At 46.3% G+C, this 24,443-nt stretch carries 21 protein-coding genes; 11 read left to right on the forward strand and 10 right to left on the reverse strand.

All coding sequences use genetic code 11. The features are described from left to right. Nucleotides 1-51 precede the first annotated feature (51 nt). Both VX730_08145 and VX730_08150 read right to left on the reverse strand, forming a co-directional pair. On the reverse strand, nucleotides 52-381 hold the full coding sequence (locus tag VX730_08145; GenBank protein MEC9292356.1) for a hypothetical protein: 330 nt from the start codon (nucleotides 379-381) through the stop codon (nucleotides 52-54). A 38-nt stretch (nucleotides 382-419) separates the two neighbouring features. After that, complete coding sequence (locus VX730_08150; protein MEC9292357.1) at nucleotides 420-2,306, reverse strand: peptidyl-prolyl cis-trans isomerase; 1,887 nt, start codon at nucleotides 2,304-2,306, stop codon at nucleotides 420-422. Nucleotides 2,307-2,420: 114 nt separating this feature from the next. Between VX730_08150 and tpiA the strand changes: the two genes are divergently transcribed. The 4 genes from tpiA to VX730_08170 all read left to right on the forward strand — a co-directional run bounded on the left by tpiA (nucleotide 2,421) and on the right by VX730_08170 (nucleotide 5,029). Further along, nucleotides 2,421-3,191 (forward strand): triose-phosphate isomerase, encoded by a 771-nt coding sequence (gene tpiA, locus VX730_08155; GenBank protein ID MEC9292358.1) that lies wholly within the window; start codon nucleotides 2,421-2,423, stop codon nucleotides 3,189-3,191. 76 nt (nucleotides 3,192-3,267) lie between these two features. Then, on the forward strand, nucleotides 3,268-3,672 hold the full coding sequence (secG, locus tag VX730_08160; GenBank protein ID MEC9292359.1) for a preprotein translocase subunit SecG: 405 nt from the start codon (nucleotides 3,268-3,270) through the stop codon (nucleotides 3,670-3,672). Nucleotides 3,673-3,699: 27 nt separating this feature from the next. Beyond that, complete coding sequence (locus VX730_08165) at nucleotides 3,700-4,500, forward strand: class I SAM-dependent methyltransferase (GenBank protein MEC9292360.1); 801 nt, start codon at nucleotides 3,700-3,702, stop codon at nucleotides 4,498-4,500. Continuing rightward, complete coding sequence (locus VX730_08170; protein MEC9292361.1) at nucleotides 4,475-5,029, forward strand: hypothetical protein; 555 nt, start codon at nucleotides 4,475-4,477, stop codon at nucleotides 5,027-5,029. Before VX730_08165 ends, VX730_08170 begins: the two co-directional genes overlap by 26 nt. A gap of 10 nt (nucleotides 5,030-5,039) precedes the next feature. Here the strand turns inward: VX730_08170 and VX730_08175 are convergent, their stop codons facing one another. Then, nucleotides 5,040-5,606, reverse strand: coding sequence for a hypothetical protein (locus VX730_08175; GenBank protein ID MEC9292362.1), 567 nt, complete (start codon nucleotides 5,604-5,606; stop codon nucleotides 5,040-5,042). Nucleotides 5,607-5,705: 99 nt separating this feature from the next. On the opposite strand from VX730_08175, the gene VX730_08180 reads away from it, so the two are divergent. Together VX730_08180 and VX730_08185 are read left to right on the forward strand one after the other, a co-directional pair. Continuing rightward, on the forward strand, nucleotides 5,706-7,805 hold the full coding sequence (locus VX730_08180; GenBank protein MEC9292363.1) for a ShlB/FhaC/HecB family hemolysin secretion/activation protein: 2,100 nt from the start codon (nucleotides 5,706-5,708) through the stop codon (nucleotides 7,803-7,805). Between the two features lie 65 nt (nucleotides 7,806-7,870). Beyond that, on the forward strand, nucleotides 7,871-12,145 hold the full coding sequence (locus VX730_08185; protein MEC9292364.1) for a filamentous hemagglutinin N-terminal domain-containing protein: 4,275 nt from the start codon (nucleotides 7,871-7,873) through the stop codon (nucleotides 12,143-12,145). Between the two features lie 51 nt (nucleotides 12,146-12,196). On the opposite strand, the gene VX730_08190 is transcribed toward VX730_08185, so the two are convergent. The 6 genes from VX730_08190 to VX730_08215 form a co-directional block, all read right to left on the reverse strand. Then, the gene (locus VX730_08190; GenBank protein MEC9292365.1) at nucleotides 12,197-12,916 is read right to left on the reverse strand and encodes a hypothetical protein; all 720 of its coding nucleotides are present in this window, start codon (nucleotides 12,914-12,916) and stop codon (nucleotides 12,197-12,199) included. A gap of 583 nt (nucleotides 12,917-13,499) precedes the next feature. Beyond that, complete coding sequence (locus VX730_08195; protein MEC9292366.1) at nucleotides 13,500-15,530, reverse strand: DEAD/DEAH box helicase; 2,031 nt, start codon at nucleotides 15,528-15,530, stop codon at nucleotides 13,500-13,502. Nucleotides 15,531-15,723: 193 nt separating this feature from the next. Continuing rightward, entirely contained in the window at nucleotides 15,724-15,930 is a 207-nt protein-coding gene (locus tag VX730_08200; GenBank protein MEC9292367.1) for a cold-shock protein, read from the reverse strand. 185 nt (nucleotides 15,931-16,115) lie between these two features. Continuing rightward, the gene (locus VX730_08205) at nucleotides 16,116-16,511 is read right to left on the reverse strand and encodes a CBS domain-containing protein (protein MEC9292368.1); all 396 of its coding nucleotides are present in this window, start codon (nucleotides 16,509-16,511) and stop codon (nucleotides 16,116-16,118) included. A gap of 8 nt (nucleotides 16,512-16,519) precedes the next feature. Then, complete coding sequence (locus VX730_08210) at nucleotides 16,520-16,825, reverse strand: hypothetical protein (protein ID MEC9292369.1); 306 nt, start codon at nucleotides 16,823-16,825, stop codon at nucleotides 16,520-16,522. A gap of 180 nt (nucleotides 16,826-17,005) precedes the next feature. Then, nucleotides 17,006-17,713, reverse strand: coding sequence for a hypothetical protein (locus VX730_08215; protein MEC9292370.1), 708 nt, complete (start codon nucleotides 17,711-17,713; stop codon nucleotides 17,006-17,008). Nucleotides 17,714-17,875: 162 nt separating this feature from the next. Here VX730_08215 and VX730_08220 point away from each other — a divergent pair, with 162 nt between their 5' ends. The 3 genes from VX730_08220 to VX730_08230 all read left to right on the forward strand — a co-directional run bounded on the left by VX730_08220 (nucleotide 17,876) and on the right by VX730_08230 (nucleotide 21,585). Next, entirely contained in the window at nucleotides 17,876-20,740 is a 2,865-nt protein-coding gene (locus tag VX730_08220) for a hypothetical protein (protein ID MEC9292371.1), read from the forward strand. A gap of 73 nt (nucleotides 20,741-20,813) precedes the next feature. After that, entirely contained in the window at nucleotides 20,814-21,122 is a 309-nt protein-coding gene (locus VX730_08225; GenBank protein MEC9292372.1) for a hypothetical protein, read from the forward strand. A gap of 121 nt (nucleotides 21,123-21,243) precedes the next feature. After that, a complete protein-coding gene (locus tag VX730_08230) occupies nucleotides 21,244-21,585 on the forward strand; it encodes a hypothetical protein (GenBank protein MEC9292373.1) in 342 nt (113 codons plus the stop codon). A 946-nt stretch (nucleotides 21,586-22,531) separates the two neighbouring features. Here VX730_08230 and VX730_08235 read toward each other — a convergent pair. Then, nucleotides 22,532-22,933: a hypothetical protein gene (locus VX730_08235; protein MEC9292374.1), complete on the reverse strand. Its 402-nt coding sequence runs from the start codon at nucleotides 22,931-22,933 to the stop codon at nucleotides 22,532-22,534. 569 nt (nucleotides 22,934-23,502) lie between these two features. On the opposite strand from VX730_08235, the gene VX730_08240 reads away from it, so the two are divergent. After that, a complete protein-coding gene (locus VX730_08240) occupies nucleotides 23,503-23,922 on the forward strand; it encodes a hypothetical protein (GenBank protein ID MEC9292375.1) in 420 nt (139 codons plus the stop codon). After that, nucleotides 23,912-24,436, forward strand: a complete 525-nt coding sequence (locus VX730_08245; GenBank protein ID MEC9292376.1) for a hypothetical protein — start codon at nucleotides 23,912-23,914, stop codon at nucleotides 24,434-24,436. The genes VX730_08240 and VX730_08245 overlap by 11 nt, the downstream gene beginning before the upstream one ends. Nucleotides 24,437-24,443: the final 7 nt, after the last annotated feature.

Genomic DNA, 24,443 nt, shown 5'->3' on the forward strand with positions numbered 1-24,443 from the left:
CACAAAGGGTCAATATTTTTTATATAGAGTAGAAAAAGAAAGAGAGAAGCGTTACTTCTTGATACTGACAACAAGACTGTTTGTCGGTGCATCTTTAAGCTCTTCTTCAAGGACGATGTTTGTCTTGAGTTTGCCCTCAAGGATGTCGCGTAGCACGATCAGGCGCTCAATAGATGTATTACGATCAGTATCATCAGGAAGGGCAACCATAAAGTAATCTGCTTTTTGCTCTTTTGCAGCCTTTAGGAATGCACGCAGAGACTTTGCATCATCCTGTGCCACCCAGTGGTTGCTCTTTTGATATTGAAGCGTGTAAGACTCAGCAAAAGAAACAAAAGGAGCCAGCACCAGAACAGTCAGTAAAGTGAATGTACGTTTCATATGCGGTGGCTCCTTGTTTTTATTCTTTAAATCCAGTGTTATAGCGCGTTCAGACGGAAGTCTGGACCAAACACCTGGCGGAGTAGGTTGCCGTTTGGCTTCACACTCGCTTCAGCGCGCTTTTTAACAATATACTGGAATTCAAGGTCTTGACGCAAGCTTGCAGATAGCTGCTGTTGCATGGCTTCAACTTGAGAGGCCGTTGGGTTTGGCGTATTTTTAGCGTTTAGCTTAAGCAGAGCGTAGCCTGTAGGCGTTGCAACAGGGGTTGCGTAAAACTCATTTGCATCGAGGCTAAACAGCTTAAGTAGAGCTGCCGCGTTCACCCACTGAGGTGCATTTGTACGGCTGCGCGTTACACCCATCACAGTATCAAGAGGCTTTGTCAGGTTTAGTTCACGCTCAACCTGAGCAAATGTCTTACCTGCTTTAAGGTCGCTCAATGCTTTGTTTGTTGTACGCAGTAGCTTTTCTGTACGTGCTTCATCCTGAAGGGTATCAATAATATCAATTTGAGACTCTTCAAAAGATTTTGTACGGCTTGGCGTTACAGCTGTTACATGCACAACATGTAGAACGCTCTCATCTGTAATAGGGTCAGATACATCGCCATTATTGAGGTTGAAGATTTCATCACGTACCACAGCAGCAAGTTCACGCTCTGCTTGAGTAATGCTATCAACTTTAGTCACTTCAAGGTTAAGGGCTTCTGCAATAGCGGCAACACTTTGGCCTTCAAGAACCATGGCATCAATTTCGTTCAGTGCATTGTCAAACGCGTTTGCAGCTTTATCTTCAGACATCATCGCAATGATCTCTTCACGTACGTCTGCAAGGGCAGGGATAGCCGGCGCTTTCACTTCTGTCACTTCAATAAGGTGGAAACCAAATGGTGTTTCAACTGGCTCAGATACCATGCCTGTTTCTAGAGAGAAGGCTGCATCAGCAAATTCAGCAACCATGTCATCACGTTTGAAGAAACCTAGGTCACCGCCTTTAGCTTTACTAATTGGGTCATTACTGAATTCAGTTGCAAGTTCAGCAAAGTCAGAGCCATCTTTAAGTTGTTGGTATAGCTTTTCAGCTTCAACGTAGTCAGATACAAGAATATGACGTGCTTTACGCTCTTCTTCAGTTGTAAAGTCTGTTTTGTTGGCTTCGTAGTAAGCCACAAGCTCTTCTTCAGGGATGTCTATACCTTCAGCAAGCATGTCGTAAGAAAGAGTGATCACATCAGCGCTACGCATTTCAGGTACAACAAATGAAGCTGTGTACTTGTTGTAGTACTCACGTTGAGCATCTTCAGTTGGCACGTCTACGTCTTTAATATCAGCTGTGTTGATGTAAAATACGCTGAGGTCTAGGCTTTCTAGGCCTGTTTTAGCCAGCTGTGCAGCTGTCTGCTCTGAAACAGGTAGGTTTAGAAACGCACCACTCATAAGAGACTTGGTGAGGTCTTTACGGATTTGCGCTTCAAAGCTTTCAGTTGTGTAGCCTTGCGCACGAACCAGGTTTTTATACACAGTTGCGTCAAACTCACCGTTTTCGCCGTTAAATGCGCCTGTGTTTACAATGCTGTTGTGCAGCTGTTGGTTTGAAACACGCAGGTCAAGGTCGCTCGCAGCACCTGTAATGAGGGTATCTGTAATCAGGCTCTCTAGAACTTGTCTATCAATGCCAGCAGCGCTAATAAGCTGTGGCTCAAGCTTACGACGGTATTGTTTTTCAAGCGCCTGTACGCGATCTCTAAACTGGCGGTTTACGTCGTAAACAGAAATGCCTTCACCATTCACTTCAACAGCTGTTGTGTTGTTTGCGCCTGTGAAAAAGTCACTTGCACCCCAAGCCACAAAGCTAAGAGCCAGAATAATAAGGAAGGCTTTAAAGAAATTTGAATTTGAACTATTGCGTAGAGCTTCTAGCATGAGTATGTACCCTAATTTTTTATCTTGTTTCAGTAGCTTCTTATGAAAAGCCGTGGCATGATGCCAACGTTTATAAAAAAATACAACGCCAAACAATAAAAAAGGTGCAAAAACGTGCAAGATTTTGTGAGACCTCTGCTCGCTGGAAACTGGAAGATGAACGGAAACGTTGGCTTTTGGCGCCAGCTGACAAGAGATATTGCAGAAACAACGCTTGATTTTGATACCTTAGATATGATGGTGGCTCCACCGTTTGTTGGTCTTGGCACAGTCTCAGATGAAATTTCAATGAACATGGGCACAAGCCTTGCTCTTGGTGTGCAAAACATTCATGCCGAGAAAGAGGGGGCTTACACGGGGGAAACCTCTCTACCGATGCTACGCGACTTTAAAGTCTCTTACGCCATTGTTGGCCATAGTGAGCGCCGTGAAATGTTTGGAGAGAGCAGCATTGATGTGGCAACCAAAGCTCGTGCGTCTCTTATGGCTGGTGTCAAACCTGTTGTGTGTATTGGTGAGCCGCTCTCTATCAAAGAAGGCGGTAAAACAGAAGATTACATTCTGCATGAACTTGCAGAAAGCTTGCGTGGTGTGTTTATTCGCAGTGCAGATGATTTGGTTGTCGCTTATGAACCTGTATGGGCCATTGGCAGCGGGCACGCAGCAACACCGCATGATATTGCGCCAGTTATGCTGTCTATCCGCAATTACCTTATTAGCAAATATGGTGAAATGGGCTCTGGCGTACGTATTCTATATGGTGGTTCAGTTAAGCCTGAAAACACTGAAGAGCTGATGGCGGTGCCAAATCTAAACGGCTTCCTTGTGGGTGGCGCAGCATTGAAATCAGAAAGTTTTCTTGGCATTGCTGAGAAAATGCGTTAAAAAACAAACCGACTTATATAGATAAGAGATAAAAAATTAGCCTAAAACGGCAGAATAAAAGGATTTAGAGAACATCATGCTTTACGATATTCTTATGCTAGCTCAAGTTATTATTGCAGCTTTTCTTGTGATTGTAATTCTCCTACAACGTAGCGACGGTGGTATGGGTGCCCTTGGTGGTGAAGGTGGCGGCGCGCTTATGAGCGGTAAAGCTGTTGGTGACACTCTGACACGCGTAACAACATGGCTTGGTGTAGCGTTTATGGGTATTTGCCTTGTTCTTGCAACACAAAGCAGCGGTAAAGGCGCTGAAAGCAGTGTTGTTGACGCAATGGTCGCTGAAGAAGCTGCTATGGAAGAGAAGTCAATGACGCCAACTATTCCAGCAGCAGTAACAGACGCTGCCACTGATGCGAAGGACGCAATCGGTGGCCTACTAGAAGGCGCTGAAGCAGCTCCACTGAACCCAGTTGATCAGTAATTTTCTTTAAAAGACGAGGGATACACAATGGCAACTCCAAAACTCGTCGATTTTTACGAAAAGAAATATGAAAATGAAGCAGGTCGGGATTACACAATCCCGACCTTTGATTTGGTTAAAAACCCACATAACCGTTTTGAAGCTACAGTGGATGCTATCCACAAGCACTTTAAAGGCGGTAAAATTCTAGAAGTGGGTGCAGGTAGCGGTATCGTTGCCTCAAGCCTTCTTAAAACAGGTTTAGAGTTTGAGAGTTACACGCTTTCAGATCTCTCTTCTCCACGTATTGAAGCCGCGAAGCAAGCCATTGGTGATGAGCGCTTTACAACGGCTGTACTGGACGTAGAAGGGGATAATTGGCCATTTAAAGAAGATGAAAAGTTTGACTGCATCCTTGTTGTAGCCCTTATTGAGCATCTGATTGACCCAATCAGTGCGATGAGCCGCCTGCGTAATCACCTGAGTGAGGACGGCTTTATGTACGTTCTTACGCCTAACGTGGCCCGCTGGGTGAAGCGTATTCGCCTGATGGGAGGATATTTCCCAGCAACGGCAAGCCGTGATGAAGGCCTCACAACATATGACGGCAAGCCTGTAAGCTTGCATGATGAAGGACACATCCATTATTTCACATATCGCTCTCTTGATAAGCTGCTCACCCAATATTGTGGCTTTTCTCACACAGTGAAGGCGCCATACTTTGAGGGGACCCGTATGGGACCTAAAGGATTTGAGTCATTTATGGCACGTCTATGGCCTGAGATGTTTGCAGAACTTGCCCTTGTCGCTTACAATAAAGCCAATGGGGAAGAGTCTGAAACAGCTTAGTCTATTACTGGGAGCATCTGCTCTCCTTTCTGGCTGTTTTCTCCTGCCACAAGAAACTATTCAAACCCGTAACAACTTTGGTAACTATAACCATGCACGCGATACATTTGATCGTGTAGTTCTTGGTTATACCAGTCGTGATGATCTTGAAATGTTTGGTTTTGCGCCTGGGCGTGCAGCAAACGTCCATGTGTTGAACTATTTGCAAGTGGCAAACCGTTTAAGTCCGTTACTACGTGGTAACCTGCCGTACGGGGTTCAACAGTGTTTTAAAGCACAAGACCATTGCCAAGCTTATGTGGTTTCTGTCAACGATATCAATAAGAGACGTTACGGTAACCCAGCGTTTGACCTTATGAATTTCCAACGTAAAACCCGTACAACAGGGTGGAAAATGGAAGCGATGTTTGTGATGGTTGGCGATATTGTTGTGCATAAGAGTTGGGATGGTACGCCTGAAATTGAAGAGTACCGTAAACGTACAAACCCACTGGGTCCTTTCCAGAACGCCAGGGGGCTTATTCGTTAATCTTTAGGGCTTAAGTGCCTGGAATCAATCCACCTACATTTTGCATAGGGCCAAGCGGTTTCACTTTTTTCTCGTACGCCTTAATAGATGGCGTTCCGCTCCAGCTTTTATAGACAACGATGTCATCTACAAAGAGCAGTGTACTTGAGGCTTTCCAGCCTGAAATCTCTGTATTACGCCTAAATGCGAGGAAATCGACAACAATATTACCGTATCGATCACGTTGAATATCACTCACATCAACAACGTAACCAACACATTTCAGCTCTGCATCGAGGCATTTTTTAACACCTTTTGGTAGTTTGCTCTGGAATAGAGGGCTCATGCGGTTAATCACGTCTACATAATTGAGAATCTCTATATTGGGAAGATTATCTAAATCAATATCAAAATTTAAGAAATCAGCTTTTGAAGTTTTATCCACTTCAATAAGGTCATACGCGGCTTTTGCCGCTTCATAGCTTTCCCAAATGCTATCGGTATGTGTGCTTTGTTGAGGAAGTACTCCTCTACAACCCGTAATAGAAAGGCCTAAAATCAAACACATAGCCAAACGGCTTGTTAAATACCTCTGCATATAGCATTTTCTCCCTCTTATTCTACAATCTTATGTATGTGAACAAAAATGGTTCTATATATGTCATTTTGGCACAGTGCTTGTATGTAAAATCACGTGATGGCTATAAAAAGAACAAGAAATATCGTCCTAAGCGCTGTTTTAACGGCGGTTTTCTTGCATTCTGAAAGCCTTTACGCACAAAATTTCCCAGATAGCGCTCGTACAGAAAGCATTCTAAAGAGCTTAGAGCCTGTCAAAACACCTGATGCAGACCTTGAGAGAAGCACGCTTCCAGATAAACCTGAGCCTATAGCCACACAACCAAAGGCACAGGAAAAGTCTGACAGCGAGCCACAAAAGGCTGATACAAAAGATGAAAAACTTCCTGACGTAGAGACAGAGGATATCAGTAGCGGTCTTGGTATCGCCAAAATTCAAAAAGCTGTGCCGTCTGAGCCTGAGTTTGAGGTAAAAACCATTGAGGTGAAGGGAAGTACTGTATTTGATGAGCGGGCACTTCGTCCATACCTTGCTGCGATGGAAGGAGACTGGCAAACCTTGTCTAAACTTAAAGGCCTAGCCGACACACTGACACGCTTGTACCAATCTGAAGGGTACATTTTGTCGCGTGTGGTGGTGCCAGCGCAGGAAATTACATCTGGCCACGTTGTTCTACAAGCGGTGGAAGGCAGCATTCAAGATATTCACTTTGTGGGTGATCTCCCAGAAGAGGGACGCTTGATCCAGAAGTATGCAGAAGAAATTAAAAAGTCAGTGCCTCTTAACATTAAGCAACTTGAGCGCTCAACGCTTCTTATGAATGACCTACCGGGTCTGAGCGCAAAGGCGGTACTTAGCCCTGCAAAAGATGTGACACAGCGTTTTGAAACGGGTGTAGATACAACGCAGCAAAGCTATAAGCTTCGTCAAACGCTCAAAGCGATGGGGCTTACTGAAAACCAAATTGGTAACTATGTGGATATTGTTGGCGCTGTACAGGCTGCTAATGTGAAGCAAGTTCAAGCGACAGACCTATCTCTCATCCTGCAAGGTATGGGTATTCCTGATAACCAACGTAAGATTCTTGTAAAGAAAGCTGTTGAAGCTTCAGACCGTAACCGCTTGCAAAGCAATACACAGCAAGTGACAGAAGCACTCGTGTCTCTATCTGACCTCAATATTTACATTGAGAGCAAAGAGAAAACAGCAAGCCTAGCCATTGATAACTTCGGAACCAAGTTTGTGGGCCCAATTCAAGTGACGGGTGCGCTGAGTATTGCCCATGACGATGAGGCCCGTAGTGAAACCTCTCTAGGCTTTAGTACATCTGCTGATATGAAAGAGATGAAGTTTGGTGAAATTAAGCACAAACGCCAAATTGGCGATAAAGGAACCACTGTAGAAGGGACATACAGTATTGCACGCTCTGAGCCGGGCAGCACGCTTGCTGACCTTGAGTTTGAAAGTGCATCTGATGTAATTGGCGTAACGGTAGAACATCCTGTAATCCGTAGCCGTAGTAAAAACCTAAAGGTTCGTGCCACAGCTGATGCGCGTAGCAGTGAGGTGAAAACACTTGGTGACCGCTTTAGTAAAGATACCACGCGTAGTGTGCGCCTTGGTGCAACATATGACTTTGCTGATGAGTACAAAGGAATCAACCTTATTGATGTGGAATTGAGTAAAGGCCTAGATATTCTTGGTGGTGACGATAGATCAACAACGTCACGTGCAGATGGCCAGCAGGACTACACAAAGGTTGCTGCTCAGCTTTCGCGTCTGCAACGACTTGGTAAGTTTACCAACCTTCTCGCCACTGTACGCGGTCAGTATGCCTTTAACCCACTTCTAGCGAGTGAAGAGTTTAGCTTTGGTGGCGCGTCTCAGGGGCGTGGATTTGACCCAGCAGAGCTTACGGGTGACCATGGTATTGGCGGTACACTACAGCTTTCGTATGACTTGCCAATGTGCCGTAAGTGCCTGAAAGATATTAGTATGTACGGTTTCTATGATGCGGGTATGGTCTGGGAAGAAAATGGCGGTACTGGTGATGATAGAAGCTTTGCTTCAAGTGCGGGTCTTGGTGCAAGTATGAACTTTACAGATAAGCTTAGCGGTAAGATTGAGTTTGCCAAGCCTTTGGTTGGTTCGCGTGGCAATGATAGCGAAGATGCAAAAGCACCTGTGGTGTTAATGCGCCTAAAAGGACAATTATAAACAACTGACAGGCGGAAACATTAATAAAACCGCTTATAAGAACTTAAGGAAAGTAAAACATTAACATGCTGAAAATGTTGAGGGAAAGTAAGAGTCTAACGGCCCGTTATATCCGTGGTCTGCTTTCTGCTGTGCTGACATTTTCACCGGTACTTTCTTATGCTGGCCCAACTGGCGCGGCAGTTCAAAGTGGCAATATCATTATTTCTCAGCCAGATGCAGCAAGTACACTTATCCAGCAAGGTACCCATAAAGGGATCATTAACTGGCAAGACTTTTCCATTGGTGCAGGTGAGAGTGTTCAGTTCCAAGTGCCTTCAGCTCAGGCAAAAACATTAAACCGTGTAATCGGTCATAATGTTTCTGATATCCAAGGCGCACTCAGCAGTAATGGACAGCTTTATCTTGTAAACCCGAACGGGGTGATCTTTGGGGCTGGCTCTCGCGTAGATGCGGCAGGCCTCCTGGTTACAACTTCTAATGTTTCAGATGAAGATTTCCTAAATAACTTTTTGAATTTACAAGAGGCTTCTGAAGGTTCTGCCATTGTGAACAATGGTGATATCTCGATTAAAGATGGCGGCTTTGCCTTGCTTGTTGCCCCACAAGTGGTGAACAACGGAACCATTATTGCGCGCTTTGGTAAAGTGGGTATTGGTGCAGGTTCTAAAGGAACCATTGATCTTTATGGTGATGGGTTGATTCAGTTTGAACCATCAAGCGATGTTGCAAATCTTGTGAATAACGGCGTCATTCGCGGTGGTTATGTAGAGCTAACCGCAGCAGATGTAGACGCCCTCCTTAAAGGTGTTGTGCGTGTAAACGGTTTTGTAAGTGCAGACCATGTGGTGATTGAAGGGGGCGAAAACTCTATTGTACGCCTGAATGGTTCAGTCATAGCGCAGCGTGAAGCTGAGCAAATTGGTGGTCGCGTAGATGTACTGGGTGACCTAGTTTCTCTACTTGAAAATACTGATATTGATGTTTCTGGTGAACTTGGCGGTGGTCAAGTCCATGTGGGTGGAGACTACCAAGGTAAAGGTACGCTTAAAACAGCTACAACTACATATATGACTGCAGGCGCAGAGATTGATGCCAGTGCTATCCGTATGGGTGATGGTGGTAAAGTGATTCTTTGGGCTGATGGCACCACACACTTTGCAGGCGATATTGTCGCGACTGGTGGTTCTGATGGCGGTGATGGTGGTTTTGTTGAAACCAGTGGTAAGGGGCAACTTGCCTACCGTGGTGCAGTGGATGTAACTGCTGAAAATGGTGATATTGGTTCACTGCTTCTTGACCCTGAAAATATTACAATTTCATCTGATCCATTTACACCAACTGATCTGGCAGGTGGTGTGTATTGGTTTGACCCAAGCGCCGTTGGTGGTGTGAACACAACGGGTAGCAATGTGACTCAGATTAATGACCTGATTCCAGGCGTGGGTGGTTCTAATAACGCCACGCAAGGCTCTGCAGCTCTTCAAGCTGAACTTGTAGCAGCAGGCCTTAACGGTCGTGATGCGCTCGATTTTGATGGCGCAGATGGTTATGACATGGCCAACAATGCATCTATCAACACCTCAGGAAGTACCGACCGTATTATCCTCATTGCCTTTAGAACAGGCGCAGACGTAACAAGCCAGCAGTACCTGTATGAGCAGGGTGGTGGCTCTAACGGTTATGGTATGTATATTGAGGCAGGGCAACTTGTTGTCGCGGGTTGGCGTAACAGTAGCGGTAGCTGGAACAACTACGCAACAACTGCAGTTACACCAAATACCACTTACGTGGCAGGTTTAAACCTAGATAACAACACCATGAGTGCATGGGTAAACGGCGATAAGTTCCAAACATATAACAACACCAATGGCCAAAATGCCCATAGTGGTGGTATTGACCTCGGTCGTAACGGAGATACCCGTGACGCTTCAGGGAGCCTTGGCGCTTGCTGTAACTTCCTTGGTCAGATAGGTGAAGTAATTCAGTACAACACAGCCGCAACAGATGCTGAAATGCAGGAAGTGTCTCAGTATCTTGCGCTTCAGTGGGGTGCAACGCTAGATTCACCAGGCACAGATTACACAATTTCACTTGAGAACCTAGAGGCACAGCTTGCTGGCGCAAACATTACCCTTCAGGCTGAAGATAACATCACCATTGATGATATTGCTGATGATAGCCTAGACCTTGCCATGGACGGCACAGGCAGCTTTACACTGATTGCTGATAATGATGCAGACGGTGTGGGTACCATTAGTATGGACGCCTCAGACGCCATTGTGACCCAAGGTGGTGATATCACCATGACGGGTGCCGTGATTGATGTGAATAATATTACAAGTAACGGCGGTGACGTAACACTCAGCGCAACAGCAGCCCTTACAGCCGATGTAATTAATGCCGGTGCAGGTAACATTGCCCTGACAGCTGACAGCAATAACGATAGCGCAGCTGTGGCTCTTACAACGTCTGATCTGACTGCTGATGGCATTACGCTAACTGGTGGGTCGGATAATGATGATATTCTCAACCTCTCTGGCACCATTAGCAGTGGAGCGGGGGGCTTAAGTCTCAATAATTTTGCAAGTGGTGACCTCGATAACGCCACAATTGATACAAATGGCCAAGCCTTTAACAGTGCCATTAACTTTACGCTAAGCGGCGCAGGGGTAAGTACGATTCAAACTGGCGGTGGTGATATTACGCATTCTGGAACCTTTGATGGTACGGAAGGACTTATTTTAAACGCTGGCGCTGGTAATATTGACCTCAGTGGTGCAGCTGGTGGTGGTACAGCTCTAACCAGCCTCACAGCAACAGGTTCTACTATTCAGCTGGATGATGTGACAACGGTTTGGCATCAAAACTATACGGGTGCAACCACAACCAATGGCGACCTTGCTGCCACGGGTGCAGGTAATGTGCGCTTTGTAAATAATGTTACGTTGGGTGCGGATACCAACATCACAACCAATACTGGAGATATTGACTTTGGCGGCACGGTTGATGGTGGGCAAGCGCTTGTGCTAAATTCGACATCTGGTGATTTGATTACGACAGGTGACTTTGGTGGCGGTGCAGCACTGACATCTTTGAATGTGGGCACAGCCAATGCCGACCTACAAGAAGTGACAACAACGGGCGGCATTACAGTTTCTGGTATTACAACATATAACGATGACCTTAACGCTGGCGGCGCATTAAATCTATCAGGTACAGGTACGCTTGCTGCTGATACAGTCTTCCAAAGTACGGGCGGCGGTATTGTAACGCTTGGCGGCACTCTTAATGGTGCCCAAAACCTAACGGTTACAACAGGTGGGCTTTTAAATCAGGGCGCAACAATTGGGGGCGGTACACGCCTTACAAGCCTTACTTTAAATGGAGCAAACACACAGCTTACCGGTGATATCTACACAGCGAATGCTCTCAGCTTTGGCCTGAATACCAACCTTGGTGCACGTGTGGACTCTCTAGATACGGTCATATTTAACAACGCCCTAACGCTTGCGGGTGCAAGTACTGTTGTAGGAGCTAATGGTATTACCTTTAACGATACCGTTAATGGGGCACAAGATCTAACTGTAGAAAGTTCAGCAGGTGACATTAGCTTTGCAGGTAATGTGGGGAATAGTTCTGCCCTGAATACGCTGACAATTACAGATACAGGCAACCTTACATTTGGTGCCGATGTGACCCTTGCAGCGCTTGACCAGCAAGCTGGCCGTGCAACAACAAGCCTTGGCTCTAACTTTAACAGTACTGGTAACGTAGATATTCTTGGTGTGAATATTAATGGTGATATTCTCAGCGCTGGGGATGTGATGTTTAATGTAACAGGGAGCGTCACAGGTCAATTGTTTGCAAACAGCTTTGCACTCCAAGCAGAAAACAGTGACCAAACCGGTGAAGTGAATAGTATTGGCGGCTTGGATGCTCTAAAAGAGATTCAGTTTACGCAGTTTGGTGCAGGCCCACACTTGTTTAACGGCTTTATTCTACCGTATGAAACCATTATTCAAGCCACATCTACTGGATATGAAACAACGCAAATTAACCGTGCGGGTCGCTCGCTATCTGGTGGCTTTGTAAGAACCATTTCAGATCTACCAGATCTTGAGATTCTTAAGAGTGCAGGGCGTGCACGTGTAAGCCGCATTGCGCCAACAGATGCCAGCTTTGCTAAACTTGCTCTAGGTTCAGATAATAGCCTCGTTGTGAACCCTTTCCTTATGGACTTTAGAAGTGTGGATATTGAACCTGGCACAGAGCTCTTCTATAACCCATACCCATACCTAGAAAAGAGCGTGTGGAACTGGCTCTCTTACAGAGACTAAGTACAGAACATGCGAAAGCCACCCCGAAGGGTGGCTTTCTTTTTATATCGCTTACGCCGCCTGAGCGTGCATGCTGTCGAAGTGTTCTTTGCGCAGATATTCCAGCAGCGGCCCGAAGACGTGGTCTCCATAGGTCGTGCGGTTCTCTGAGTTGGAACGGACGGCATCGTGCACCAGATGGCAAGCTTCCAGGCGTGCTTGGACGTGAGGCTTGCGATCTTTGGCGTTGTAGATGCACTCATCATCAGAGCTCAACTGTTGTGTGTAACGGCTGTAAGCCGTCATCACGAAGTTGAAGCGCTGACGCATCATGTACGACATCATGGGGTTGGCCAGATGCACCATGGCATCAGCAACCCAGTCGGCGAACATGAAGGGAATGGTGTGGTCGTTGCGGCTGATCAGGTTCTCGTACTTGTCGAGGTGTGCGGCCATGGCGGCATCAACGCGTTTCTGTTCAGCAAGCAAGCGCGCCCGACGGGTGTCTTCATTCTCTTGCATGTCATCTGCAATTTGTGCGCAGATAGCATTGGAGAGGGGAGACGGGGTTGGCACCACAGTGGGCATCGACAGCCGGCGCAGTGCGGCCATGATTTGGCGTTTGGTATTATCCGGAACGCTCATGGCGTTATAGAACACTTCAACACCGTAGTAGGTGAAGGTTGCGGTGTTCTCCGGCAACTGCGTAACAGCCTGTTTGGCTTCCTCCAGAAGTTCATCCAGAGCGCGCTGAGTTTGGCCGTAGCCAGACCAAAGTTTCATGAGAGCCATAGCGGCCTCCTGTGTCTAAAGTGAAGTTAAAGATAGTTCTAGTGAATAAATTATGGTGATGGTGAGGTGTTTATTCAAGATGTGTTGTTTTTTTACTCTTCACTTTCATTCCACCATTTTTCAAATTTAAAATTTGTAAAATGGTGGACCCCGTGAAGTAAGTCTTGGTGCGCAAGTTTTTAAGTATTTTAGGTCTGCTTACATCCCTAAAATAGCTCTTGTGCACCGCCGTAGCGTCTGAACGCTACGGCTCGCTTTTTCAGCTCGCGAAGTACTAGGAGATAACAGAGATATTGGCCTGATAGAGTGTGAGGCGAATAGCCGAGCCAAAACCTTAAGAGGTTTTGAGCGGTTTGAAGCAGTTAAAAATAAGACAGAGGATTATTTTTACTATAAATGCTTTAAACCAAGACTGTACTTTGCGGGCTATCGTCTTTTTGAAGTAGTGAAACGAATGAAAAAAGCGAGAGCGTAAAGCAAAGAGAGAAAAAGAGAGTCTAGGAAGCGCCAAGGTGCAGGCTTGATCTCCAACATATAAAAAAGCCACGCAATTGGCGTGGCTTTTTCTGGGGTTTAGGAACCGTTAGTTAAACACAGCAGTTGGGCCTTTGGCACCTGTGCCGCCTTTAAAACGTGCTTTTTTGAAAGCTGCGTTTGAGCCAGCGCCTTTGCTACCTTTAAAGCTACCGCCTTTGCCCTTAAATGGCTTGTTGCCAGCAGATGAACGATCATCGCCATCACGCTTATTGAAGCCACCGCTCATGCGCTTACCAGCTGGTGTACCGCGTCCGCGTGTACCGTAAGTGCGTGCGCCATCATCCTTTTTGAATGGGCTCTTTTTACGTGTTGAGTCTGTTTGCGTCATGCGCTTCTTCTGCTTGTCGTGCATTTTAGCTGGTGCGCGAGACTCACTGCGATCTTCTCCGAAAGAACGGTTACCATCGCGGTCGCCGAAGCTGCGCTTCTTGTCGCCGTAAGAGCGGTTACCATCGCGGTCGCCAAAGCTGCGCTTCTTATCGCCGAAAGAGCGGTTACCATCGCGGTCGCCAAAGCTGCGCTTCTTGTCGCCGAATGAACGGTTGCCATCACGGTCACCAAAGCTGCGCTTCTTGTCGCCGAATGAACGGTTGCCATCGCGTTCGCCAAAGCTACGCTTCTTGTCACCGTATGAACGGTTGCCATCACGGTCACCAAAGCTGCGCTTCTTGTCACCGTAAGAGCGGTTGCCATCGCGGTCACCAAAGCTACGCTTCTTATCACCGAAGTCGCGCTTGTTACCAAACTCACGCTTGTCGCCAAAGTCGCGCTTTTCAAATGAACGCTCACCATCTTTACGGAAGCTCTTACGCTCGCCGTCTTTTTTGAATGAACGTCTGTCATCTCTATCGCCGAAGCTACGCTTCTTATCGCCGTATGAATCACGGTTACCATCTTTAGCGCCGTAGCCGCCTTTGCGGTGTGATTTTGCCTTACGATCTTGGAATGTACGCTCTTTGCGAGGCTTAGATGTTGGTGCGTTAGATGTTTCACCACCCCATACAAGGCGTTCAATTGCTTTCCACTTGCCGTTTTCTTTCTTGGTAATGTACGCCAGAGCGTGACCCGTAGCACCGGCACGTGCTGTACGGCCAATACGGTGGATGTAATCTTCTGGGCATTGTGGAAGGTCATAGTTAATCACGTGCTGAATGTGAGGAATATCAAGACCACGTGCCGCAACGTCTGTTGCCACAAGGATTTGGTATTTCTCTTTTCTGAATGCATCTGTTACGCGCTCACGTTTGTTGTGACGAAGGTCACCGTGGATTGCAGCTGCTTTAAAGCCTTCTTTCTTCAGCTTATCAGCCATGCGCTCAGTGCCGTACTTTGTCTTTACGAACATGATGATTGAGCCTTCACGGCCTGAGAGTTCACCAAGCAGGTCGTCGTACTTCTCAGCATCAGTCACGCGTTTTGTTTGGTGATCAATGTTTTCAGCAGGCTTTGTTGTTGCGCCAATGGCAATACGCTCAGGGTTGTTGAGGTAGTTCTTCGCAAGAGACATGATGTTCTTTGGAAGTGTTGCACTAAATAGAAGCGTTTGGCGCTCGGCTGGCATGTGGCTCACAATTTCTTCAATCTGAATGCTGAAGCCCATGTCGAGCATGCGGTCTGTTTCATCAAGAACCAGGAAGTGGCAGTTGTTAAGCTTGAGGCTGCGACGGTTCAGGTGGTCGTTAATACGGCCTGGTGTACCAACAATAATACGTGGACGGAATGAAAGGCTTTTCAGCTGTTTGTGCATAGAGTCACCACCAATAAGTAGGCATGTGTTAATGCCAGAGCGGTGAGGGAGGAAGCCTTTAATGTTGTCTTGTACCTGCGCGGCAAGTTCACGTGTTGGTGTCACAACAATAGCTGTGTCTTCTTCGTTTTCAAGGAGGTGGTTCACCATCGGAATACCGAAAGCACCTGTTTTACCCGTACCTGTTTGGGCAGAACCAAGGATATCGCGACCTTGCATCGCGAAAGGAATTGTTTTTTCTTGAATTGGAGTTGGAGATTCAAAACCCAGTTTTGTTAGGGCATGAGTCAAATCTTCAGAAAGCCCAAGTTGGGCGAATGTTTGCGTCATATCAATTTTCTTTCATGTGCGGCAGGATGTCTCCCTGCGGCATGTCTCAGTTTTGGGGTATGCGACCGAGAGCGAAAACGATTTTTATTAAGACGCAAGCGGTGGCATCAGTGGCATCTATTGCCGACTGGAATTATTTTTTGTTGAAGAAGGCGGGGGCACTTGCTCCCGCCTTTTCACAAAGGGAAACGAATTAGTTTACCTGTAGGTTTGTCGCAGAAGTTTTGCCGCGACTCTCTTCAAGTTCAAATGATACTTTTTGACCATCTTCTAGAGTTTTCAGGCCAGCTTTTTCTAGAGCTGTAATGTGCACAAACACATCGTTGCCGCCGTCTTCAGGTTGAATGAAGCCGTAGCCTTTAGTTGTGTTAAACCATTTTACTGTGCCAGTTGTAGACATTATCTTAGTACTTTCTTTGCAGGAGAGGTATTTTCCTGCGGATCTTTAATTGATGAGTCTATTCTTGATCTTTTGGATTACCTTTACCCTGAGATCATTTTCCTAAAATAGGAGCCTGAAAAAACTCTACTGACTCTGTGTATAGGCTATGTTGAATACAATTACAAGGGAGGAATGAAAATTAATTATTCGCCCATGACAGAACTAATGAGTTCTACAACGCCAACAACGCCAAGCATATGGCCGTGTTCCGTTACAACAGGTAGGTGACGAATTTTATTTTTAGACATCAGAAGAAGAGCTTCTTGTGCGTCCGTTAAAGGCGGGGCAACAATCAAACTCTCTGTCATAATTTCATGAATGGAGATTTCGGCAGCTTCTTTACCAAACTTACCTACGGCTTTTACAATGTCGCTTTCGCTGACCATGCCAACTAGGTCGCCGTTGTTTTCAGTTACAAGAATAGCCTTACGCTTCGTGTCCAGAAGTTTGTCGATAATATCGCTGAGCTTCTTATGCTCATTAATGGTCATCAGGCCCAGATTTTGTTTTTGGAGGACCTGGTCGAGAGTTGTACTCATTGACGCGTTTACCTTTCTGCGCTTTTTACTTCGAGGGCATCAGCCATTCTTGTTATATCAGAAAATGAAATTTGTTTAACGCTGTCGTCGGCACGCTTTTCAATGTAGCCAATACCACGGCGGAAAATATCTTCTTTAAATTCTTTTAAAAGGGCGTCGCTTTTGCATTCAAACTGCATAATCCACCCGAATGGATTTTTATTACATTCTTCAAACCATGTACGAACAGGTGCATCAAAGCCATGTTTGAACTCAACTTGAATAGTTTCAGTTCTTTCAACACGTTTGAGACGATTCCTGAAAACAGCTTCCATGCTTCGTTTTCGACCTTATTTAATTGAATACTCTGAAAGTGTAGCATCCCCTGACGGCATGACAATCTTTCCATATATATTTATGGGGGTAGAGAGTAATGAAAAACTCACGGTGTGTGTTATGTATGCAAAAAGCCCCTCGTTAGAGGAGCTTAATGCATTTTCGATTCCTGACAGGCTTTATTTGTTGCCAATCAGGCAGAGAAGCAAGATGAACTTGAAAGCATCACTTTCAAAAACGCTGTCATCAATAGCGCCAATGATACCTGCGCCTGCAACGCATTCTTTCTGCTTGTCTGTCAGATTATTCCAACGCCCATAGTTGCCACCTCGCTGTCTGCGATCGTAGCGACGGTCATAGCCAAGTTCACGAACTTCACCATTGCTGCAGTTGGTGGTATTGATCCGGCAGCTGGTGCGCACCTCATAGAGGTTGCCATTGCGACGGGCAAACTTGACCCACGCAGACTCACGGTTTCCGCGAATCCTATAATTGCGTTGGCTGATATAGCGGTCATCTGTATTGATGGGCTTGCGGGCCACGGTGCCGTTGCCAGTGTATGGCGTGGGCTCAGGTACAGATGTTGCGCCGCGAAGCTCTACCACGGTATTTTTGGCCGAACAGCGGCGGGGTTGGTCTAGTTGGCACCATGTGTAACGCTTGTAGCGAGACCCATTGGGACGCTCCCAAACAATATGCGCTGTTTCGTAGCGTTTGCCGTCTGTGGAGCTTCTGAACGTGCGATACCCTTCTTGCCGAATCAATTGGTGATTGGAATGAAGGCGCCAGTTGTAGATGCCGTTGTTGCCGATATTGGCGGCAGCACTTGTTGCAATGAATGCGGTTGCCAGGCTTGCAAGCACTGTGAGTGTTCTCAAAAAGCGCATGAAATGCACTCCTTTGTCTGAAAAATGAAAGAAGAGATAGGTGTATTTAAGAGTGTTATAGGCCTGAATACTCTTTTTTGCAAGGGCTTCGCAGATTGTGTGCCTATCTTCATCATAGGGTTACCTCAACCATATAGATGTAAGAAGATAGGGAGAATACATATGCCTGCTGTTGTTGTTGCGGCTGCTGGATACGCAGCTGCTCAAGGAGCTGCCGCTCTTGGACTCAGTGCAGCCACTGCTGCTTTTGCTGCTACTGCTGCCAGTACTGTGGTTGCAGCCTCTATGGCGCCAAGCAGAAGTGCATTAACTGGAAATCCTGGCCTTTCAACAACACTTAGAAGCAGCACCGAGAGCCATAAGGTGATTTATGGAACAGCCCGTACCGGTGGCGTGATTGTGCATATTAATACGGCAGATTCAACCGTGTACCCTGTTATGAATATAGAGGGGGAGGAAGAAGATTTCCTATATAAGCGTACCAACGGTATCCTTTATATGGTTGTGGCCTTTGCAGGCCATGAGGTTGAGAGTCTAGAGACGATTTACCTTGATGGTATTCCCCTTACATTAGATGCAGAAGGAAATGTGACCAATACAGACTTTATTGGCCCAACAGATCAACATCTTGTGAATGTGAAGTTCTATACAGGGGAGAGTACTCAAACCGCAGATCCTGATATGATCCGTGATTTAGAGGAGTGGACAGACGCACACCGTCTGCAAGGTATCGCCTATGCCCGTATTAGACTTATCTATAATGATAAAGCCTACCCAAACGGTATTCCAAACATTACCGCTAAGATTAAAGGCAAGAAGCTTTATGACCCACGCACAGGCAGTACGGCTCACTCAGATAACTGGGCCCTTGCTGTAAGAGACTATCTAACGAACCCTACATATGGCCTTGGGTGTCATATCGATGAAATTCATGAAGACTCTATTATCGCCAGTGCAAATATCTCAGATGAGAGTATCCCCCTTAAAGAAGGAGGCACGATTAAGCGCTACACAGTGAATGGTGTTCTGGATACAGGGAATACACCGCTTATGCTCCTTGAAACTCTTACAGGGGCAGGTGCGGGTGCCTTGCCATATATTGATGGAACCTTCCGTGTGCTTGCTGGGGTATATGATATGCCAACCACCACCATTGATGCCGATTGGCTTAGAGGGGAAGTCAACATTCATGCTGCGCCCTCTCTTAAAGAGCGCTTTAATACCGTAAGGGGAGTTTTTGCTGATCCTGAACAATCCCATCAGATTGTAGATTTCCCTGAGGTGAAAGATGAAGATCTTATTACCGCACTGGGGGGAGAGACAGTTGCCAGTCATATAGAACTTCCTTTAACAGATCATATAGAGAGCGCACAGCGTATTGCAGCCCTTATGCTGGCAAGAGCCAGTCAGACAATTTCCCTTACAATGCCACTTAACCTGAAGGGGATGTCTCTTAAAGCGTGGGATGTGGTGAACCTAAACCTTCCGGAGCTTGGATGGGAGAATAAACCTTTCCGTATTACCCATTGGCAACTGAGTGAAGAAGGGGGTGTAGATATTAACCTGAAGGAAGAGAGTGCGAATGCCTATATATGGGACGCGCAAACCGCAACCACGCTTACCCTTACAGAAGAGATGACTCTACCTACAGGGAGAGAGCTAACGCCTCCGGGTGTTCCAGAACTTACAGAAGATCTATATGTGACGACAGACGGGAGTGGGGTAAAGGCACGCGTACTTGCCACATGGGCTGATGCGAATGATGCCTTTGCTGTACGTTACCGTATTAAGCTTAAAAAGGCAGGGGAGAGTGAATATACCACCCTAGGGGAAACATCTCATACGCAGTGGGTTCTAGAAGATATGACTCCAGGGGATATTACCGTTGCGATTGTTTCAGTCAGTCCACTTGGTATAGAGAGTGATCCTGTAGAGGCAACACTGACTGTAGAAGGGTTAACTGCCCCTCCAGCAGATATAGAAAACTTTACCCTAAGCGCTCAAGCCGGTCAGGCACATATGAGTTGGACACAAGCCACAGATATAGATGTGCGTATAGGGGGACGTATAAGACTCCGCCATACACCACTTACCTCTGGAGCAACATGGAGTAATGCCACAGATCTTGTGCCAGCTCTTGCAGGGATCACAACCCACGCTGTTGTGCCTCTTCTAGAAGGGACATATATGGTGAAAGCGGTAGATAGTAGCGGGAATGAAAGTGTGACTGCATCCACAGTTGTGACTACTGCACCTCAAGTGGCAGATATGAATGTTGTTGAAACCCTAACACCTGCACCAGAGTTTACAGGAACGCTGACAGGTCTTGTCGCAGATGGAGAAAATCTTATCCTTGCAGGCCTAGGTTTATTTGAAGATCCTGCAGAAGATTTTGATGATGTAGAAGGATCATTTGATGGTTACGGTGGGTTTGTCACCTCAGCAACCTATGACGTAGAGGATATGATTGACCTTGGAGATGTTTATACTTCACGTGTGCGCAGCAGCTTTATTGCTTCTACCACAGATGGTCGAAATATCTTTGATGTGACAGATGGAGTATTTGATGATCGCACAGGACGCTTTGATGGTGATGATCTGGCAACCATTGATGTAAGTGTACAGGTCCGTAGTACAAATGATGCCCCTGCGGGTGGAAGTGCAACTTGGTCCGCTTGGCAACCGCTGACCCTTGCAGACCTCACTGCACGTGCATTTGCGTTCCGTGTGGTTGTGAGTAGCTCAAATAGTGCGCATAGCGTGAGCATCTCTGAATTGAATATTTCAGTCGATATGCCTGATAAGATTCAAAGTGAACAGATCTCTGTCGGCACGGGTGGAGTGTCAGTGACGTTTAACCAGAGCTTCTACACGGTACCTGCGGTTAACATTACTTTGCAAAATGGCGTAAGTGGAGACTACTTTGCCCTGTCTAACCTCACAGCATCAGGCTTTGATGTGAATGTGTATGACAGTACAAACAGCGCCATTAGCCGAGAGCTGAGTTACGTGGCAAAAGGCTATTAAGTTGCTTTAAAGGGGAGAGGGTGGTAAGACACTTGCGATTCTTATCTACCTTTCCCTTTTTATGGAGACATCTATGTATGTAGACCTGTTAACACTCACCTTTGGTGCCTTGTCCCTAATGGCCCATGTGTACTGGATGTACCGCATGAGAGGTACGGCCTTTCTGGGGCGTATCAACCAAGCGCTCAGTAACTTTCCGAAGAATTTGACCCATGGCATGGTTGCTGCGGTGTGGATTGTCTTTATCCCGCCGTTTGTGCTGTGCATTGCTGTGGCGCATATGGCGGCCTATGTGTCGCTGCCCATTGCTGCGGGTCTTGCGGTTGCTATTCTTTTGGCTCAAATCTGTCTTGCTCCAAAAGGCAAAACGCAGAAAGCTTAAATCGAAAAGCCCTGTTTTTTTGCAGGGCTTTTTGCTTGTGATGGTTAAACCGAAATGGTATACCTCCAAGTCATCTATATCTGATTTGTTCTTTTTCTCTCAGCTTTTAACGGAGGTTTCTATGGCTGATCAACACAATCAAGGGTCTGTAAAATCAGTACCTGAACTTTTTTGGTGGGGTGTATTTGCTCTGCTTGGCGTGATTGCCTTTGTAGGAATTTTTACAGCCCCGCTGGCATCGCTTGTCATTTACATCGTTATGCAAGCTGCGATGATTGGTGTTGCTATGAACAGCATGGGTGAATACATTGATGGTGATGCCGTTTGGGTCATGATTATCATCTCTGTTATTGCGGCCGTCATTCTGTTTGCTGTCAGCTTTGTTGGCAATTTTCTGGCGTTTTTGCTGGGCGTTGCCTTCCTTGCAGCACCTTCTGTGCTTGTAAAGCAGCAAAATAGCTAAAGGAAAGCCCTTATAACTGCAAACTGGCCCGTTACAATACTGGGCAGCGCTGTTTTCACTGTTATTGGCGCGGCCCTTTTGTTCGGCCTGACATTTGTTGGCATATGGGCTGCCATTGTTGTTGGCATCTTGTTTTTGCTGGCTCCACTTTTTGTGGACTGACTCGCTGAATCGAAACTAAAAAATCCCCGCTATTTCTAGCGGGGATTTTTTGTTTGCCGGACTGGCTCATGGTTTGGGTAAAAAGGTGGGTCACGCAAACCTCAAGGGGAGGTTAGGGGATGTCAGGGGTGTGAGGTTTCGGGGGCGCGACCCTTCACGCGGGGATGCGTGAAACTGTAAAACTTGTCATATTCAATTGTCATCTAACTTCCAAAAATAAAATTGCAAAGGGTGTGCCAAGTTGTGTTTTGAATTGTTTTTATGTTTGCTCTTAGTCTCGTGTTGAGAAAATATATTTTTTTCTCTTTGCTTTACTCTCTCGCTTTTTCATCCGCTTCGCTGCTTAAAAAAGGCGATAGCCCGCAAAGTACCATCTTGGTTTAAAGCTTCTCTCTTCAAAAATAATCCTCCCTCTTATTTTTAGATGCTTTAAACCGCTCAAAAGCCTCAGGGCTTTTGGTCGCACGTCCGTGCTCCATGTTCTCATAAGGAGGCATCTCGGGCGTTTCCCTCTACACTGCGAGTGAATAGCGAGCCGCAGAGCTCAGGGCTGCGATGCTTGGATGGAGTGTTTACTGCAAGAGCACGAGGGAGCGTGTGGCATCCAAGCTAAATATAAAGACAACGCATGTGGCAGGCGCAGCATCAGTATGCAGGGCACATACAATAATATGCCAAGGTTGAGAGCAGGAATAACTCAAAACAAACACCCGTCTACTTGACGGGTGTTTGAACTTTGTGACTCCTGTGAGGTTTGTGTGTGAGACTGGAGCTAGAGGTTGGGCTAGTCGCGATGAGTCACAAAATCGTCTGGGCTGACCATAATCTCTTCGAGCTTTGGTTCGCGCAGTTTCGTTTGTCTGTCTTGTGGGAGGCCTGAGCGCTTGGCGCTGCTCAGCAGGTGGCCTGCGCTAATTGTACGACCATCAATGAGTTCAATGCCATCGTAGCCCATCAGGTGAGCGGCCATTAGAAAGCCTTCAAGCGTAAGGATGGCACCATCATCAAAGCAGATGTGCAGTGTGTAGCCGTCAAAGTAGAGAGAGGCACTATCAGGATCAAAGCCAAGCTTAATCTTGTCGAAGTTCTCGCTCAAGAAAATCGTTTGGTGTGTTGCAGGACGAGAAATTGTGACTGTTTTTGCCCAAATGTTCGGTCTGCTTTCGTTATATTCTAATGGTTTCATTGTTTTCTTCCCCATTCAAAAAGCTTCTATGTAGGTCTGCACATGTATTTTTATCTTGCAGGGGCTTTCTCATGAATTTCATATTCACTTCGCTCGCCTCTTCATCAAAAATCCCATTTTCGACGAACCTAAAGCTTTTTCAGTTTCAGTTTGTTTCCCTTCTAAAAGGTACGTTTTGTTTAGGTGTTGTATACAATGCATAAGGTGTGCCAAATTGTATAGGTTAATATCAAGTGAGGCTGTAAAGGTGATTGATATATAATGGTTTTACCAGTTGTTTGGGTTGCTTGTGTGCCTTGTTCATAGGCGCTGTTTCAGCCATATACACTGTATTCATATCTTGGTGGGGCGCTGACGCTATCGCTTCACGCTGCATGGGGATGCATCGAGGTGCTTGCCTACACACGTGCGCAGCGAAGCGGAGTCGCAGACCTTAGGGGCTGCGAGCGGTTTAAAGCATCTAAAAATAAGCAGGGGTATGATCTAAGTATGAATACCGTAAACTCCCCTTGAAGAAAAACCTGCCCTGTCGTATCATGTGGCAAAAGAAAAACAAGATGATAAGATTCATGAAATTACAGCACGTTTTTACACTCCTTATTCTTGCAGGTATCCCAGCAATTGCTTGGTATATGCAGCCAACTGATAAATACCATGATGCTTACGCAAGCGACCCGAATGCAGAACATGTCTCTGCAGGGCCTCTCGATACAAGAAAGATTTTTGATGAACTTATGGCCATTCAGCTGGAAGAGGGCATTGAGACCTACACAGGTGTGGGTTCAAACTTTGGTGTGAAGTCTCACAAAGCTTACGCAGATAAGTTCCGTGCGATGATGATTGAAGAGGAAAACCGTATTCTTGCCCGTGAAGCAGAAGTTGCTGCTAAATACAGCCTCAGCCGTGAACAGATTGAAGCGATTATTGCCGAAGGCGCAATGAAAGGCTGGCTTGCAGATACAGGTTCGGTGGTGATCGATGCACACTAAGCTTTTTACCACAGCTGCACTTACTTTTGCCTGCCTAAACGTACAGGCGGCTGATATGCCTGTGCACCTTCCTGCTGTATCTGACACAATGCGCGGTAAGACATTTACCATTACACCAACGCATATTCGCCGTTTAGACCAGCTTGAAGAGCTTGCTATGGACCTTGGTACATATCGCCAAAAGCTTAACCTTTGTAAAAGCCATGAGCTGCGCGACTTTGATAAACTGCTGCGCCAGGTGGATGAAAAGCTTGAGCGTGCAGACTTTAACAATGGTTTTCTTGTAAAGGTCTATCGTTCTCGCTTTAAGCAAGGGGAAGAGCGCTCTCTTGTTTATGCCGCACTTCTACACCCAGATTTCCGTAGCGGTTACTGCCGTGGTATTGGTGGCTTTGTAAGCGGAACTGCCGAAAACAAAAAAGAACTCACTCAGCGTACATATAAGGTGATTACTCAAGTTGAGAACGCCTTTAATGTAGATACGCGCGAAACACAAATTAACACCGGATATTAAGAAAAGG

It is taken from the genome of Pseudomonadota bacterium, assembly GCA_036141575.1.
In the GTDB taxonomy this organism is placed as follows: Bacteria; Pseudomonadota; Alphaproteobacteria; order UBA2136; family JAPKEQ01; genus JAPKEQ01.

Bases quoted from the DNA above. Each gene is read 5' to 3' on its own strand.
- VX730_08175 (MEC9292362.1), bottom strand. From the start codon at position 5,606: ATGCAGAGGTATTTAACAAGCCGTTTGGCTATGTGTTTGATTTTAGGC.
- VX730_08245 (MEC9292376.1), top strand. From the start codon at position 23,912: ATGCACACTAAGCTTTTTACCACAGCTGCACTTACTTTTGCCTGCCTA.
- VX730_08240 (MEC9292375.1), top strand. From the start codon at position 23,503: ATGAAATTACAGCACGTTTTTACACTCCTTATTCTTGCAGGTATCCCA.
- VX730_08195 (MEC9292366.1), bottom strand. From the start codon at position 15,530: ATGACGCAAACATTCGCCCAACTTGGGCTTTCTGAAGATTTGACTCAT.
- VX730_08235 (MEC9292374.1), bottom strand. From the start codon at position 22,933: ATGAAACCATTAGAATATAACGAAAGCAGACCGAACATTTGGGCAAAA.
- VX730_08215 (MEC9292370.1), bottom strand. From the start codon at position 17,713: ATGCGCTTTTTGAGAACACTCACAGTGCTTGCAAGCCTGGCAACCGCA.
- VX730_08225 (MEC9292372.1), top strand. From the start codon at position 20,814: ATGTATGTAGACCTGTTAACACTCACCTTTGGTGCCTTGTCCCTAATG.
- VX730_08230 (MEC9292373.1), top strand. From the start codon at position 21,244: ATGGCTGATCAACACAATCAAGGGTCTGTAAAATCAGTACCTGAACTT.
- VX730_08180 (MEC9292363.1), top strand. From the start codon at position 5,706: ATGGCTATAAAAAGAACAAGAAATATCGTCCTAAGCGCTGTTTTAACG.
- VX730_08170 (MEC9292361.1), top strand. From the start codon at position 4,475: ATGGGGAAGAGTCTGAAACAGCTTAGTCTATTACTGGGAGCATCTGCT.
- VX730_08220 (MEC9292371.1), top strand. From the start codon at position 17,876: ATGCCTGCTGTTGTTGTTGCGGCTGCTGGATACGCAGCTGCTCAAGGA.
- VX730_08190 (MEC9292365.1), bottom strand. From the start codon at position 12,916: ATGGCTCTCATGAAACTTTGGTCTGGCTACGGCCAAACTCAGCGCGCT.
- VX730_08200 (MEC9292367.1), bottom strand. From the start codon at position 15,930: ATGTCTACAACTGGCACAGTAAAATGGTTTAACACAACTAAAGGCTAC.
- VX730_08145 (MEC9292356.1), bottom strand. From the start codon at position 381: ATGAAACGTACATTCACTTTACTGACTGTTCTGGTGCTGGCTCCTTTT.
- secG (MEC9292359.1), top strand. From the start codon at position 3,268: ATGCTTTACGATATTCTTATGCTAGCTCAAGTTATTATTGCAGCTTTT.
- VX730_08150 (MEC9292357.1), bottom strand. From the start codon at position 2,306: ATGCTAGAAGCTCTACGCAATAGTTCAAATTCAAATTTCTTTAAAGCC.
- VX730_08165 (MEC9292360.1), top strand. From the start codon at position 3,700: ATGGCAACTCCAAAACTCGTCGATTTTTACGAAAAGAAATATGAAAAT.
- VX730_08210 (MEC9292369.1), bottom strand. From the start codon at position 16,825: ATGGAAGCTGTTTTCAGGAATCGTCTCAAACGTGTTGAAAGAACTGAA.
- VX730_08185 (MEC9292364.1), top strand. From the start codon at position 7,871: ATGCTGAAAATGTTGAGGGAAAGTAAGAGTCTAACGGCCCGTTATATC.
- VX730_08205 (MEC9292368.1), bottom strand. From the start codon at position 16,511: ATGAGTACAACTCTCGACCAGGTCCTCCAAAAACAAAATCTGGGCCTG.